This window comes from Streptomyces abyssalis (assembly GCF_001751365.1).
Classification (GTDB): Bacteria; Actinomycetota; Actinomycetes; order Streptomycetales; family Streptomycetaceae; genus Streptomyces; species Streptomyces abyssalis.
This window is the reverse complement of sequence record NZ_LJGT01000040.1, coordinates 632,487-648,170: the sequence shown is the minus strand read 5'-3', so window position 1 is coordinate 648,170 and position 15,684 is coordinate 632,487. Positions and strand designations below refer to the sequence as shown.

General features: G+C 72.5%; 10 protein-coding genes. 7 read left to right on the top strand and 3 right to left on the bottom strand.

Annotated features, from left to right (window positions below):
* Nucleotides 1-20: 20 nt before the first annotated feature.
* The gene (locus AN215_RS17685) at nt 21-3,410 is read right to left on the bottom strand and encodes an ATP-binding protein (protein WP_070031199.1); all 3,390 of its coding nucleotides are present in this window, start codon (nt 3,408-3,410) and stop codon (nt 21-23) included.
* A gap of 176 nt (nt 3,411-3,586) precedes the next feature.
* On the opposite strand from AN215_RS17685, the gene AN215_RS17680 reads away from it, so the two are divergent.
* From AN215_RS17680 to AN215_RS17665, 4 genes are all read left to right on the top strand, one after another.
* Complete coding sequence (locus tag AN215_RS17680; protein WP_070011699.1) at nt 3,587-5,272, top strand: MFS transporter; 1,686 nt, start codon at nt 3,587-3,589, stop codon at nt 5,270-5,272.
* A gap of 150 nt (nt 5,273-5,422) precedes the next feature.
* Nucleotides 5,423-5,647: a hypothetical protein gene (locus AN215_RS17675; RefSeq protein ID WP_070011698.1), complete on the top strand. Its 225-nt coding sequence runs from the start codon at nt 5,423-5,425 to the stop codon at nt 5,645-5,647.
* Between the two features lie 6 nt (nt 5,648-5,653).
* Nucleotides 5,654-6,304 (top strand): Clp protease N-terminal domain-containing protein, encoded by a 651-nt coding sequence (locus AN215_RS17670; protein ID WP_070011697.1) that lies wholly within the window; start codon nt 5,654-5,656, stop codon nt 6,302-6,304.
* Between the two features lie 318 nt (nt 6,305-6,622).
* Nucleotides 6,623-7,153, top strand: a complete 531-nt coding sequence (locus tag AN215_RS17665) for a hypothetical protein (RefSeq protein WP_171904213.1) — start codon at nt 6,623-6,625, stop codon at nt 7,151-7,153.
* A gap of 125 nt (nt 7,154-7,278) precedes the next feature.
* Here the strand turns inward: AN215_RS17665 and AN215_RS17660 are convergent, their stop codons facing one another.
* The gene (locus AN215_RS17660) at nt 7,279-8,463 is read right to left on the bottom strand and encodes a MalY/PatB family protein (protein ID WP_245694533.1); all 1,185 of its coding nucleotides are present in this window, start codon (nt 8,461-8,463) and stop codon (nt 7,279-7,281) included.
* Between the two features lie 208 nt (nt 8,464-8,671).
* On the opposite strand from AN215_RS17660, the gene AN215_RS17655 reads away from it, so the two are divergent.
* From AN215_RS17655 to AN215_RS17645, 3 genes are all read left to right on the top strand, one after another.
* Nucleotides 8,672-10,078, top strand: a complete 1,407-nt coding sequence (locus AN215_RS17655) for an FGGY family carbohydrate kinase (protein ID WP_070011696.1) — start codon at nt 8,672-8,674, stop codon at nt 10,076-10,078.
* Between the two features lie 190 nt (nt 10,079-10,268).
* Entirely contained in the window at nt 10,269-12,002 is a 1,734-nt protein-coding gene (locus AN215_RS17650) for an ABC transporter ATP-binding protein (protein ID WP_070011695.1), read from the top strand.
* Between the two features lie 14 nt (nt 12,003-12,016).
* Nucleotides 12,017-13,921 carry an ABC transporter ATP-binding protein gene (locus AN215_RS17645; protein WP_079123251.1) on the top strand — a complete coding sequence of 635 codons (1,905 nt, stop codon included), beginning with the start codon at nt 12,017-12,019 and terminating at the stop codon, nt 13,919-13,921.
* Between the two features lie 67 nt (nt 13,922-13,988).
* On the opposite strand, the gene AN215_RS17640 is transcribed toward AN215_RS17645, so the two are convergent.
* Nucleotides 13,989-15,257 carry an RNA polymerase sigma factor gene (locus tag AN215_RS17640; protein ID WP_079123155.1) on the bottom strand — a complete coding sequence of 423 codons (1,269 nt, stop codon included), beginning with the start codon at nt 15,255-15,257 and terminating at the stop codon, nt 13,989-13,991.
* Between the last annotated feature and the right edge of the window lie 427 nt (nt 15,258-15,684).

Sequence of the window (15,684 nt, the reverse complement as noted above, 5' to 3'; positions counted from 1 at the left end):
ACGCGCAGTGGTCCGGCCGCCTACACCGGGGCGGCGGGTGCGCCGGCGGACGGGGCGGCGTCGGGAGGCGTCCCGGCCCGGCGGCCGCGGGCGAACTCCTCGACGTATCCCGCCTCTCCGAGAGCAGCGCGTGCCGCCGCCTCCGCACGGCGTACGTCACCGCGCTCAGCCGGGGGCAGCGGGGCGCCCACCGACTCCCGTGCCCGGGACGCGGCGCCGAGCATGCGGGCGGCCTCGGCCGCACGGCCCGTCAGCGCGTGCGCTCCGGCGAGCCCTTCCAGCGCCAGCGCGATCGCGCGGGGGTCGCCGGTGACCCGGGCGGCCTCCATCCCCCTGCGGTGGCGGCGCAGCGCCTCCGCCGCGTCCCCGCGCTGCTCGGCGATGAACCCGAGTTCGGCGAAGACCAGGGCCACCGCGGCCGGGCCCTGCCCGGGCCCCGCGTCCCCGCTGCGCTCCAGCCAGCCGCCCAGGTGCCCCTCGGCATCGCCGAGGCGGCCTTCGCGCCGGGCGCCCAGACCCAGGCCGAGTTCGGCGAGGCGCTCGCCGAACCGGTCCCCTTGCTCGGCGGCGAGGCTGCGTGCCTGCTCATGGAACCGCTCGGCGACCCCGTGATCGCCGGTGAGCAGCGCGATCCGGCCGAGTTCCGAGAACCGGTACGACACCTCCGGCCACAGCCCCAGCTGTTCTGCGATGCGCAGGCCTTCCCGGTTGCGGCGGGCCGCCTCGGCGTAGTCGCCCGCGATCTGGGCGCGGTGACCGAGCATCGGCAGCGCCTGCAACTGCCCCCACCGGTCGCCGGTCCCGATGAACAGCTCCAGGCCCTCGGCGGCGTCGGCCTCGAACCGGGAGAGCCTCCCGCGGGCCTGTTCCAGCCACGCACGCGTGCACAGTGCGGCGGCGACCCCCCACTGATCGTCCCGGGTACGGAACTCGGTCAGGGCAGCGCCGACCAGCTCCTCGCTCGCGGCCAGCTCACCGAACCTCAGGAGGGCCGTTCCCAGGAACCACTGGACGCGTGCCCGCCCCTCTGCCTCACCGGGGCCGAAGCGTGCCAGGGCTGCCCGGGCCAGGCCCACGGCGTCCCGCGGCTCACGCGTCATCAGCTCCAGAGCCGTCTGCCAGGCGCCGGCCAGTGCGCGCAGCTCCTCGGGTCCGCCGTCCAGGGCCAGGGCGAGGCCGAGCGAACGGTGCGCCTCCCCGAGCCTGCCGCGCAGGTACCGGTACCAGAGCGGGGCGAGGGCCAGCCGCAGCGCGGAAGAGGCGTCGCCGAGCCGCACCGCGGTGTCCAGGGCTGTGCGCAGATTGGCGCTCTCCAGGTCGAGCCGACGCAGCAGGCGCTGCTGGTCGGGGCCTCGCAGCCGCGGGTCGGCCTGTTCGGCGCAGTCCCGGAAGTAGTGCATGTGCCGGCGCCGGACGGTTTCGGTCTCGCCTGCCTCCGCGAGGCGCTCGACGGCGTACGCGGCGACGGACTCCAGCAACCTGTAGCGGACGCCCTCCGGGCCCTCGGCGGCGACCAGCAACGAGCGGTCGACCAGCCGGGAGAGCGGCTGGAGTACCGCGTCGCCCGCCCGCCCGGCCGCGCCGCCGTCGACGCCTTCACGGCTCTCGTCGCCGTCGTCGCCTACATCGTCGCCCGGGTCACCGCCAGACGCGAAAGCCTCGGCCGCCTCCAGGGTGCACCCCTCGGCGTGCACCGCCATCCGGCGCAGCACCGCGCGCTCCGGCGCCGTGAGCAAGTCCCAGCTCCAGTCGACAACGGCGCGCAGCGTCTGCTGCCGGGCGGGTGTTCCCGGGCTGTCGGTGGCCAGCAGCGCGAAGCGGTCGTCCAGCCGGGCCGCCACCTCGTGTACGCCCAGGGCCCGCACGCGGTGGGCCGCCAGCTCCAGCGCGAGCGGCAGGCCGTCCAGACGCCGGCAGATCGCCGCGACCGCGGGAGCGCTGTGCTCGTCCAGACGGAAGTGCGGAGCGGTGGCAGACGCACGGGCGGCGAAGAGCCGCACGGAGGCGGGCGTACGCTGCGCGCCGGCCGGCTCGGAGCCCGCTTCCGGCACTCCCGTATCGCCCGGGGTGTCCAGCGTCGGCACCTCGTAGACGTGCTCCCCGACGATGCCGAGCCGCTGACGGCTCGTGACCAGCACCCGGACCTGCGGCGCGGCCGGCAGAAGCTCCCGTACCAGCTCGGCGGCCGGCCGGACGACGTGCTCGCAGTTGTCCAGGACGAGCAGCATCCTGGCTCTGCGCAGGGCCCGCGCGAGCCGGCCCGCCGGCCCGGCGCCGCCCGCCCCCACGCCCGGCTGAGTCCCGCCCGGCTGCGGCGCTCCGGGGCCGACGTCGTCCCGTAGCCCGATGACCGCCGCGATCGCCTCGCAGACCCGGGCCGGCCCGGCCGTGCCCTCCACGGTCTCCGGCTCTGCGGGCAGCGCCCCGAGCTCCACCAGCCACCGCCCTTCGCTGAAGGAGTCGCCGAGTCCGGCGGCGGCTTCCAGCGCGAGTCGGGTCTTGCCGACGCCGCCGGGCCCGGTCAGCGTCACCAGGCGTCCGGTGCCGAGCAGGTTCCGCACCTCTGCGCACTCCCGTTCCCGGCCGATGAGTCCGGTGAGCGGAGCGGGCAGGTTCGAGCGCGGCTGCGACAACGCGGCCTCCGGCTCGTGCGACACGGCCAGCTGTGGCTCCTGACGCAGAATCGCCTCGTGCAGGCGGGCCACGTCGGGTCCTGGGTCGACGCCCAGGTCCTCGGCCAGACCCCGGCGCAGCTCCTCGTACGTCCGCAGTGCCTCGGCCTGGCGTCCGGCCCGGTAGAGCGCACGCATGTGCATTCCGCGCAGCCGCTCGCGGAGGGGATGCGCGGCGGTGAGTTCACCCAGTTCGTCGGCCAGCAGATGATGCTCGCCGAGGCCGAGCCGGATCTCCGCCTGCTCCTCGATCGCGGTGAGCCTTTCCACCTCCAGCCGGGCGGCCACGGGTGTCGCGAACGGGGCGTCCGCGAAGTCCGCCAGGGCCCGCCCGCGCCAGAGCGCGAGCGCCTCGCCGAGCAGGGACGCCCGCTCACGCGCACCGGCCGCCGTACGCGCCCGCTGCACCAGCGACCGGAACCGGGTGGCGTCCACGTCGTCCGCGTCCAGGTGGAGCCGGTATCCGGCGGGGCCGTGCACCAGACGGCCGCGGCCGCCCGGCTCCGCCCGGTCGAGAACCCCGCGCAGCTGGGACAGCTTGGAACGCAGCACCTTCGCGGGACGGGCGGGCAGACCGCCCTCGCCCCAGAGTTCGCCGATGAGGGTGTCCGCCGCGACAGGTGAGCCCTCGCGCACGAGCAGCGCACCGAGCAGGCTCCGCACTCGGGCCTCGGGCACCCGGACCGGTCCGCCGTCGGTTCCCCAGACCTCCAGTGGGCCGAGCACCCCGAAACGCATTTCAACACCGTAGTCCAGTGATCCCGCGCCCGGCCGCTGCGCGGAGAGGCCCCGTCCGCCGGTCCGGAACCTTTCCGGAACCCGTGTCCCCCATGGTGGGCGTCCGCTCCGCGTCCGGCGGGCGAGGCGGGCGAATGCGGGCCGAGCACCCTTCCACCGGAGAGGAACACGCCACCATGGCGCCCGAGACGGAAACCGAGGCGGATCCGCGGGCCGGCCTGCGCGACTGGATCGGACTGGCCGTGCTGGCCCTGCCCACGATCCTCCTCGCACTCGACTTCACCGTGCTGCACCTGGCGCTGCCCCATCTCGCCGCCGGCCTCAACCCGAGCAGCGCCCAGCAGCTGTGGATCCTGGACATCTACGGCTTCATGATCGCCGGGTTCCTCATCACCATGGGAACGCTGGGCGACCGGATCGGCCGCCGCAAGCTGCTCATGATCGGGGCGACCTTCTTCGTACTGGCGTCGGTGGCCGCGGCGTACGCGAACAGTCCCGAGATGCTGATCGCGACGCGCGCCCTGCTCGGCATCGCGGGCGCCACCCTGATGCCGTCCACGTTGTCGCTGATCACCAACATGTTCCACGATCCCAAGCAGCGCGGGTTCGCCGTCGCCGTCTGGCTCAGCTGCTTCTCGGCGGGCGGCGCCGTCGGCCCCATGATCGGCGGCCTCGTGCTGGAGTGGTTCTGGTGGGGCGCCGTCTTCCTGCTGGGCGTCCCGGTGATGCTGCTCCTGCTCCTCACCGGCCCCGTCCTGCTGCCCGAGTACAAGGACCCCCGGCCCGGACCGTTCGACCTGTTCGGCGTCTTCCTGTCGCTGGCCGCGATCCTGCCCGTCATCTGGGCCTTCAAGACGGCCGCCGCGTACGACTGGAGCGCTGCGCCGATCGCGGCGCTGGTCGCCGGCCTGGTGATCGGCTGGTTCTTCGTCCGCCGCCAGCGGTCGCTGGAGAGCCCTCTGATGGACCTCAGCCTCTTCCGGCTCCGCTCCTTCAGCATCGGGCTCGGCAGTCTGCTGCTGGGCACGGTCACGCTGGGCGCGTTCGTCCTCCTGTTCGCCCAGTACCTGCAGCTCGTCCTCGAACTCGATCCCGCCCAGGCGGGGTTGTGGATGGTGCCGTACGCCGTTTCCAACATCGTCGGTGCGATGCTGGCGCCCCAGCTGGCCAGCCGGATCTCCGGGCCGCGTGCCATCGCCCTGGGCCTCGTCGTCGCCGCCGTGGGGTACGGGCTGTTCGCAGGGGTCGGCACCGGTTCCGGGCCGGCGATGGGAGTGACCGGGAGTGTGCTGATCACCTTCGGTCTCAGCCCGCTGATGGTTCTGGTCGTCGACCTGGTCATCTCCTCGGCGCCGAAGGAGAAGAGCGGGTCGGCCTCCTCCATGTCGGAGACGTGCAGCGAGATGGGCATGGCACTGGGTGTGGCCACCCTCGGCGCCGTGGGCACGGCCGTCTACCGCTCCCTGGTGGCCGACGACCTGCCGTCCGGCCTGCCGGAGGCGGCCCGTACCGCCGCGCAGGACAGCCTCGTGGGTGCCTTGGGCGCCGCCGGGGATGTGGGCGGCCGCGTCGCGGACGACCTGCTGGCGACGGCGAAGGGCGCCTTCACGACCGGCCTGGCCGCGGTGGGCTTCCTCAGCGTGGCCGTCATGCTGGCCCTGGCCCTGGTCACTGCGCTGTTCCTGCGGGAGCCGGCCGAGGACGAAGACGACCCGGCCGACGCCGCCGACGCTTTGGAGGAAGCCGCGACGGCGGACGGCCCGACGGCGGCCGAGGCGGACGCCGGCAGGAACACCAGCGCGGGAAGCGGTGACGCAAACGGCGGCGCCGCGGAACGCAAGGCGCCCCCGGGCAGCCGCTGAGCGCCGTCCTCCGCGCCCCCCAGCCCCCGAGCCCGTGTGCGCCACCCGCGGTCCGGCGCCTGCGTACGGCTTTTCTCCCCCGCAAGGGGCAGGGACTCCGTGCGTCAATTACGGTTGACAGAGCCCTGCTTGTCATCCTAGGTTGACATCATGGCCGCATCGGACGCACGAGAAGCAGTGGACACAGCCGAGGCCGCCCTGCACAGCGATCCGCGTGTGGGGCTGCGAGCCGTCGCCGCGTTGCGGCGGCTGACCGAGCGCCTGGAGGCGCTGCAGGTCGACAGCGCCCGCGCCCAGGGCTGGTCCTGGGACGAGATCGGGGCCGCGCTCGGCGTGAGCAGGCAGGCCGTACACAAGAAGCACGCGAGGAGGTAGGCCGCGATGTTCGAACGTTTCAGCCGGCCGGCACGGCAGGTCGTCGTGGATGCGCAGGAGGAGGCGCGGAGCCTCGGCCACGACTGGGTCGGCACGGAGCATCTGCTGCTCGCCGCGCTGCGCCGCCCCGGCCAGCCGGGGACCGCGACGCTCGTACGCCTCGGAGTCACCGCGGAGAGCTGCCGCGCCGCCGTCTCCAGTGTGGTCGGCGGTGCGGACGGCGACGCGCTGGGCCCCGAGGACGCGGAGGCGCTGAGGGCCTTCGGGATCGACCTGGACGAGATCCGCCGGCGGGCCGAAGGCGCCTTCGGCGACGGGGCGTTGGACGCACCGGTGAGCGAACCGGAAGCGGGGCGGCGGCGCGGGCGCCGCTTCATGAAGCGCGGACGGCGGCGGAACCGGGGCAGCCTGGGTCTGCCGGACGCCGCTCCCGGCCCGTCGGGACACATCCGCTTCACCGGGCGGGCGAAGAAGGCTCTGGAACTCTCGCTGCGGGAGGCGATCGCACGCAAGGACCGGAGCATCGGTACGGAGCACGTCGTACTCGCGCTGCTGCGCGGGGACGACAAGATCTCACAGGGGATGTTCCAGCAACTCGGCGTGGCACCGGGGGAGATGCGCGATCTCGTCCTGGCGGACCTGCGCTCCGCGGCATGAGACGTGCGCTCAGCCCCGGGGCCTGGCTGCCACCGGGCCCCGGCCGGGCGGGAGCGCCATCCCCAACTCCGGTGGCGCTCCCCCGATTTGAGGGACCTGGGCGAAGGCTCCTGGCCTACAAGGCCGGTTGACTGCCCGGGGTCGCGCCATCCGCCCCCGGAGCAGGGGCTGTCGGGCAGGGCGGGGGCGAGGTTCGGGGTGGCGTACAACCCATCGGGTGTGTCGGGTGTCTTTGTGGATGTCGGAATCTTCCGGGCAATCGCCCGCAAGATTCCTCTGTCCTGAACAATCACGCTTTGCAGTGTTTGAGGGGGAGTAATGCGCATTCGTTACAAGAAGACCGCGATCGCCGCGTTGACCTGCGCGATGATGGCGGTCCCCGCGGGAGCCGCCTACGCAGGCAGCGGGCCCGCACCGAAGCCGTCCGAGCGGAGCGTCTCCAAGTCCACCGCGCCCTCGGCCAAGGGCAATCCGGCAAGCAAGGCGGCGGAGGCCGCCGGAGTCTGCGACGACGCGTACCAGATCGGCAGCACCGGGTACGTCAAGCGCAGCGGTGTCACCATCGCGTCGGTCAAGCAGTTCTACTCGCCCGAGTGCCAGGAGAACTACGGCTACGTGTGGGTCTGGGAGAGCTTCCGCGAGACCGCCGGCGACTACGACGTCACCTCGGCCGTCTACAGCTACTCGCAGGACGAGGTGCTCGGCAAGAGGGGCTGGCTGAACACCACGAAGCAGGAGTTCTGGTCGCACGGCACGGACACGGTGCCCGAGTGCACCGCCGCCGTCGGTTCCGTGCGCAAGGCGGGCGACCCGACGCCCAACCACGGCGCCTCGTCGAAGCGTTGCTGAGCCTGCTCGGCTGACCGGGGGTGCGGCGAGCTCCCCGTGCGGATCTCCGCACGGGGAGCTTCGTCGTGCCCGTACCTCCGTGGCGCCCGTGCCGCCCGTGCCGCCCGCGCCCGTCCGGCGCCGCTTCAGACGGCCGACGCCATCCGCCGTACCGCCTCCTCCAGGTTCTCCGGCGACGTGGCCAGGTTGAGCCGCGCGTGTCCGGCGCCGCCGGTGCCGAAGGCCGGTCCGGGTATGAGGGCGACGCGGCCGCGCTCCAGGAACGCCGCCGCCGGGTCGTCGCCGAGACCCAGCGCGCGGCAGTCGAGCCAGGCGAGGAACGTCCCCTCGTGGGAGCGGTAGCCCACCTCCGGCAGATGTTCCTTGAGCAGGTCCGCGAGCAGCCGGCGGTTCTCGTCCAGGCCGGCGAGCAGCGCCTCCAGCCAGGCGTCGCCGTGCCGCAGCGCCGCGACGTGCCCGATCACCCCCAGGTGGCTGGGGCCGTGGCTGACCTCCTCCGGCATCCGGGCCAGTTCACCGGAGGACTCGGCTCCCGCGACCGTCATGGCCGCCTTCAGCCCCGCCAGGTTCCACGCCTTGGACGCCGAGAGGACGGAGAAGGCGCGTTCCGTGCCGGGCACCGTCAGATACGGGATGTGGCGGGCGCCGGGCAGCACGAGGGGCGCGTGGATCTCGTCGGCGACGACACGTACGCCGCTGCCGGCGGCCAGCTCCGTCACCGCAGCCAGTTCCTGCGCGGTGTGGACGGTTCCGGTGGGGTTGTGAGGGCTGCACAGCAGATACGCCGCCACGCGACCGCCGTCCTCGCCGCCGTTCGCCCCGGGTCCGCCGTCGCCCCCCGTACGGAAGGCCGCGGCGAGGGTGTCCATGTCGAGCCTGCCCTCCGCCGTCAGCGGGGCCTCCACGACGCGGCGGCCCATGTGCGCCACGAACTGGTAAAAGGGCGGATAGACAGGCGAGTTGACGACGACGGCGTCGCCGGGCGAAGTGATCAGCTTGAGCACCTCGACGACTCCGGCCATCACGTCGGGGACGATCGCCGCGCGCTCGGGCCGCACCCGCCATCCCCAGTGGCGCCCGGCGAAGCCGTCCAGAGCCTCGACGTAGGCGTCGCCCATGGCGTAGCCGGTGTCCCCGGCGGCGACGGCCTCGTGCAGCGCCTCGGCCACCGGCGCGGCCAGCGGTACGTCCATCTCCGCGATCCACATCGGCAGCACGTCGGCGGGATGCACCCGCCACTTCGCGCTCGTACGGCGGCGCAGCTCATCGGGGGAGCACTGCCGCAGCGGGTTGCTCACACAGGTGTCCACCCCACCACGCTAGGACGGATCGCTTCCCGTGAGCAGACCGCAGTGGCCCGCTCCGGGCCCCCGCCGTCCGGAAACCCGGCCCGTACCGGCACGCACCGGACCCCCGCGGACCCCCCGGCAGACGCACGCGGGCAGGGGCTCACCGCGGCAGCAGGTGCGGGGCGAGGGCGGCATCCGGGCGGCACGGCACGTAGGGCATCATTCCGCCATGGGGATAGTCGCCGGTCTGGAGAGCTCTGCCGAGTACACGCGCATCATCGTCTGCGACGCGGATTCGGGTGCCGTCGTCAAGCACGGCCATGCGGAGCACCCGGCGGAACGCGACGATCCGCAGTCGTGGCTGATGTCGCTGGGCCGGGCCGCCAGCACCGGGCAGTTCGCCGATGTCGAGGCCATCGGGGTGGCCGCGCAGCAGCAGGGGCTCATACCGCTGGACTCCTCGGGCAATCCCGTACGGTCCGCGCTGCTCGGCAACGACCGGCGGATGCAGCCCGCGGCCGCCGACCTGGTCGATGCGCTGGGCGGCCGCCACGCGTGGGCCGAGGCCGTCGGCGCCGTACCGGAGGCGGGCCACCCGGTCTCCAAGCTGCGCTGGCTCGCCCGCAACGAGCCCGGGACGGCCGCCGCCGTCGCCGAGGTGCTCCAGCCGCACGACTGGCTCGTGTGGCAGCTCATGGCGCGGCCCTCCCGGCGTACGACGGACCGCGGCGAGGCGTCCGGCACCGGCTACTGGTCCGCGGCGCTGGAGTCCTACCGGCCCGATCTCGTCGAACTCGCCCTCGGCCACCAGGTCGCGCTGCCCGAGGTCATCGGCCCCGCGGAGCCCGCCGGGCGCACCCCTGAGGGGCTGCTGATCTCGGCCGGTACGGGCGAGACGATGGCCGCCGCCTTCGGGCTGGGGCTGGACGTGGGCGACGCGGTGATCTCCCTCGGCGCCTCGGGCTCGGTCTTCGCCGTGCACCACGAGGCCCTCGCCGATCCCACCGGCACCATCACCTCGTACGCGGACGCCACCGGGATGCACATGCCGGCGGTGCGCACGCTCAACGCGACGCGCGTGCTGCGCGGCGCCGCGGAGCTGCTCGGCACCGACGTCAAGGGACTCTCGGACCTGGCACAGCGGTCGACACCCGGGGCGTACGGACTCGTCCTGCTGCCCTATCTGGAGGGCGAGCAGACGCCGGACCTGCCGCACACCGCCGGGTCGCTGCACGGTATGCGGCGCGAGAGCATGAAGCCCGAGCACATGGCACGGGCGGCCGTCGAGGGGATGCTGTGCGGCCTCGCCGACGCGCTGGACGTGCTGCGCGGCAGAGGCGTACAGGTACGAAGACTCTTCCTGCTCGGTCCGGCCGCCGGGCTGCCCGCCGTGCAGGACTGCGCACCCGCGCTCTTCGGCACCCGCGTCGTGGTGCCTCTTCCCGCCGACTACACCGCGATCGGCGCCGCACGGCAGGCGGCCTGGGCGCTCAAGGGCGGCGCGCAGCCGCCGCAGTGGCCCGCCGCCGAGTGCGAGGTCTTCGAGCCGGGCGACGAACTGGCCGCGGGGCAGGCCGTACGGCAGCAGTACGTGACCGTCCGTGAGGAGATCCACCCGGGGGCGTTCGGCGCCTGACCGCCGGGGACGGGGGTTCAGCCGGCAGCGATCGGCCCGGTCTTTGCCCGGAGTTGGGGGTGCCCGCCGGGAGGCCGCCCGACAATGGGGAAGCCACCCGAAATGGGAATGCGCAGCGCCGGACCCACCAGTAGTGTCGGTCGGCGGCCATCGATCTCGATCGATCTTCTTTTCCGCACGGGGGACCTTTGTGCTGATACGTCTGCTCCGCGAGCATCTGCGCCCGTACCGTCGCCCGGTCACCTTGCTGGTGCTGCTGCAGCTGGTGCAGACGTCCGCGACGCTCTATCTCCCCACGCTCAACGCCGACATCATCGACAACGGTGTCGTGCTCGGCGACACCGGCTACATCCTGCGCTACGGCGCGGTCATGCTCGGCGTCTCCCTCGTACAGGTCGTCTGCAACGTCGGGGCCGTGCTCTACGCGGCACGCACCGCCGCGGCCGTCGGCAGGGACATCAGGGCGAGGGTGTTCGACCGGGTACAGACGTTCTCCTCGCGCGAGGTGGGGCACTTCGGGGCGCCGTCGCTGATCACGCGCACCACCAACGACGTCCAGCAGGTGCAGATGCTCGTGCTGACGACCTTCACCCTGATGGTCTCGGCGCCGATCATGTGCGTCGGCGGGATCGTGCTGGCGCTGGACCAGGACGTGCCGCTCTCCTCGGTGCTGCTCGGCGTCGTTCCGGTGCTGGCGGTGCTGGTCGGTCTGATCGTGCGGCGGATGCGTCCGCTCTTCCGCACCATGCAGGAGCGCCTCGACGGTGTGAACAGGGTGCTGCGTGAGCAGATCGGCGGCATCCGCGTCATACGTGCCTTCGTCAAGGACGAGTACGAGCAGCGGCGGTTCCACGAGCACAACAGCGGACTCACGGACGTGCAGCTGCGCGCCGGCCGGCTGATGGCGCTGATGTTCCCGACGGTGATGACGGTCGTGAACGTCTCCAGCGTGGTGGTCGTCTGGTACGGCGCGCACCGCGTCGACAGCGGCGGAATGCAGATCGGGGCGCTCACGGCGTTCCTGGCGTACCTGATGCAGATCGTGATGTCCGTGATGATGGCCACCTTCATGTTCATGATGGTCCCGCGCGCCGAAGTGTGCGCGGACCGCATCACGGAGGTGCTCGACGCCTCTTCGAGCGTGGTGCCGCCTGCCTCGCCCGTACGGGCACTGCGCGGCCACGGCGTGCTGGAGCTCCGGGGCGCGGGCTTCCGCTACCCGGGCGCGGAGGCACCCGTGCTGCAGGACGTGGATCTGCTGGCGCTGCCGGGCGAGACGACAGCGGTGATCGGCTCGACGGGCAGCGGCAAGTCGACGCTGCTGAGCCTGCTGCCGCGGTTGTTCGACGTCACCGAGGGAGGCGTACTGGTCGGCGGCGAGGACGTACGGACGATCGATCCGCGGCTGCTCGCACGAACGGTGGGGCTGGTGCCGCAGCATCCGTACCTCTTCTCCGGCACGGTCGCCTCGAACCTGCGCTACGGCCGCCCCGACGCCACCGACGAGGAGCTGTGGGAGGCCCTGGAGACCGCGCAGGCGGGGGAGTTCGTCGCGGCGATGGACGGCGGTCTGGACGCACGGATCGGCCAGGGCGGCAACAACGTCTCGGGGGGTCAGCGTCAACGGCTCGCGATCGCCCGGGTGCTGGTGCACCGCCCGGAGATATATCTCTTCGACGACTCCTTCTCCGCTCTCGACTACGCGACGGACGCGGCGCTGCGCACGGCCCTCGCCCAAAGGACCGCGGACGCGACGGTCCTCATCGTCGCCCAGCGCGTCTCCACGATCCGCGACGCCGACCGGATCCTCGTGCTCGACGAGGGCCGGGTCGCCGGCACGGGCCGGCACCACGAACTGATGGCCGGCAACGACACGTACCGGGAGATCGTGCTCTCCCAGCTGACCGAGGAGGAGGCGGCGTGAGCGGCCCCGGCCGGATGCCCGGCGTGGGGGCTCCGCCCCGGCGCTCCGACGACTTCCGCGGATCGGCGGGACGCCTGCTGAGGCAGTTCCGCCCCGAACGGGCCGCGCTGGGCGGGATGGTGGCCTTCGGCCTGGTCGGCGTGGGCTTCAGCGTGGTCGGCCCGAAGATACTCGGCGACGCCACCGACCTGATCTTCGCCGGCTTCGTCGGCGAGCGGCTGCCGGACGGCGTCAGCCGTGAGCAGACGCTGGAGCGCATGCGCGCCGAAGGTGACACCGGCGTCGCCGACATGCTCTCCGGCACGGACTTCACCCCGGGCCAGGGCATCGACTTCGGGGCGCTCGGCCACGTACTGCTGCTGGCGCTCGCCCTGTTCGCGGCGGCGGGGCTGATGATGCTGGTCAGCGGGCGGCTGTCGGTGCGGGCGATCAACCGGACGGTCTTCCGGCTGCGGGAGGAGGTGGAGGAGAAGCTCTCACGGCTGCCGCTGTCGTACTTCGACAGACAGACCCGCGGCGAGGTTCTCAGCCGCGTCACGAACGACATCGACAACATCGGCCAGACCTTGCAGCAGACCATGGGACAGATCGTCAACTCCCTGCTGACGGTGGCCGGTGTGCTGGTGATGATGTTCTGGATCTCGCCGCTGCTGGCGCTGGTCGCGATCGTCACCGTGCCGCTGTCGCTGCTGGTGGCCACGCGCCTGGGCAAGCTGGCACAGCCGCAGTTCGTGCGGCAGTGGTCCGACACCGGAAAGCTGAACGCCCACGTCGAGGAGATGTACACCGGGCACGCCCTGGTGAAGGTCTTCGGACGGCAGGGAGAGTCGGCGGCGGTCTTCCGCGAACACAACGACGCGCTGTACCAGGCCGGTTACAAGGCACAGTTCGTCAGCGGCATCATGCAGCCGGCGATGATGTTCGTCGCGAACCTCAACTACGTGCTGGTCGCGGTCGCCGGCGGTCTGCGGGTCGCCTCAGGCGCGCTGTCGATCGGCGACGTACAGGCGTTCGTGCAGTATTCGCGGCAGTTCAGCCAGCCGCTCAACCAGGTCGCCTCCATGGCGAACATGGTGCAGTCCGGAGTCGCCTCGGCGGAGCGCGTCTTCGAGGTCCTCGACGCGGAGGAGCAGTCGCCGGAACCGGCGCACCCGGAACGTCCCGCGAAGGTGGGAGGCCGCGTCGAACTGGACCGCGTCTCCTTCCGTTACGAGGCCGAGCGTCCCCTCATCGAGGATCTGTCGCTCACCGTCGAGCCGGGCAGCACCGTCGCGATCGTGGGTCCGACGGGCGCGGGCAAGACCACCCTGGTCAATCTGCTGCTGCGCTTCTACGAGGTGCGCGCCGGGCGGATTCTGCTGGACGGCACCGACACCGCCGCGATGAACCGCGAGGAGCTGCGCTCCCGTATCGGGATGGTCCTCCAGGACGCCTGGCTCTTCGGCGGCACCATCGCGGAGAACATCGCCTACGGGGCGCAGAGTTCGAGCCGCGAGCAGATCGAGGAGGCCGCGCGGGCGGCGCACGCCGACCGCTTCATCCGCACCCTGCCCGAGGGCTACGACACGGTCCTCGACGAGGACGGCACGGGCGTCAGCGCCGGTGAGAAGCAACTGATCACCATCGCACGCGCCTTCCTCTCCGACCCGGTCATCCTCGTACTGGACGAGGCGACCAGTTCGGTCGACACCCGCACCGAAGTGCTCATCCAGCAGGCCATGGCGCGGCTGGCGCACGGCCGTACGAGCTTCGTCATCGCGCACCGGCTCTCCACGATCCGGGACGCCGACGTGATCCTGGTGATGGAGAACGGCTCCATCGTCGAACAGGGCTCACACAGCGGACTGCTGGCGTCCGGCGGTGCCTACGCCCGCCTGTACCAGGCGCAGTTCGCCGAAGCCGTCGCCGAGGTCGACTGAACGCGGAGCCCGGGCGGCCGGGCCTGCGGGCGGCACGGGCGCCGGTCATCCGCCCGGCCGCACCGGGTCAGTCCAGATAGCCGCGCAGCTGGTCGGCGAAGGCGTGGTCGCGGAGCTTGCTGAGAGTCTTGGACTCGATCTGCCGGATGCGCTCCCGCGTCACCCCGAAGAGCGCGCCGATCTCCTCCAGGGTGCGCGGGCGCCCGTCGTCGAGCCCGTAACGCAGCTGGACGACCTTGCGTTCGCGCTCGCCGAGCGTGGAGAGCACCGCCTCCAGATGCTCGCGGAGCAGCAGGAACGCGGCGGACTCCACCGGCGACGGCGCGTCTCCGTCCTCGATGAGGTCACCGAGGTTGACGTCGTCCTCCTCGCCGACCGGGGCGTGCAGCGACACCGGCTCCTGGGCGAGGCGCAGCACCTCGGTGACGCGTTCACCGGTGAGGTCGAGGTGCGCGGCGACCTCGTCCGGGGTCGGCTCGCAGCCCTTCTCCTGGAGCAGCCGGCGCTGGACGCGTACGACACGGTTGATCAGCTCGACGACGTGTACGGGCACGCGGATCGTGCGGGCCTGGTCGGCCAGCGCGCGTGACATCGCCTGCCGGATCCACCAGGTCGCGTACGTGGAGAACTTGTAGCCGCGGGCATAGTCGAACTTCTCAACCGCCCGTATCAGACCGAGGTTTCCCTCCTGCACCAGGTCGAGCATGGTCAGGCCGCGGCCCACGTACCGCTTGGCGACGGAGACGACGAGCCGGAGGTTGGCCTCTATCAGACGGCGCTTGGCGATCCTGCCCATCACGACGAGCTGGTCCAGTTCGTGCGCGAGGCGACCGTCGGGGTGGGTGGCCGGATCGGTGAGCTTCACCTCGGCGAAGAGTCCCGCCTCGACACGGCGTGCGAGCTCGACCTCCTCGGCTGCCGAGAGCAGCGGGATGCGGCCGATCTCGCGCAGATACTGCCGGAAGAGATCGGCGGAGGTGCCGCCGCCGGGTGTCTCCTGCTTCTCCCGCCTGGCCGGAATCCCCGCCCCCGCATCCGCCCCGTCATCGGGGTCCGCCTCGGGGCGGGCGGGTGGCGCGAGCGGCGCGGCAGCGGCGGGCCGCAGGGCTGACGGGGCGGCGGGCCGGGCAGGCGGAGCGTGGACGGGTGGAGCAGCCGCGGAAGCCGGGGCGGACGCGGCGGCCGTGGCGGTAACCGTCGGGGCGGCGGCAGGAGCCGCGCTGGTCAGGGTCCGGGTCTGCACGGGGGCGACCTCCAGTGCGCTCGCTGCCGGTTCGGGGGGCGGCGTACATGCTGTTCGGATCCGCGGGGGCTCTCCGGCAAGTACGGCCGGCACACGCCCCGGTCCGAGGACTCAAGCACCGCACACCAGTGTGGGGTACGACACACTCCGGCCACGAGGGTCGTGCGCCCGGTTTTTGAGATGGGCGGTGACTTTTCGCATTCGTACGGCTACGGCCTGGCGGCCGTGCCGCGCAACCGTGCGGCTCCGCGCTGATGTGGCCCCGACCCGCGCGCGGGAGACCGGGCAGTGACGCCGGTCGTGTGGTCCTCTCCCGGGCCACCTGGCCCCCGGACCCCCGGCGGTGCCCCCGACGGGCAGTCGGGAATGCCGCCGGACCCTCATGCGGCGGGTTTCACACCATTGCGGCCGGTTTGTTTCCTCCGCGACTGTGGTCAACCACGAAGGGGACGATGGCCGTTGGGGGCACGTCTCCGGCCGCGAGGCTCAGGGGACTGCCGTTCGGCTGATCCGCCGGAGA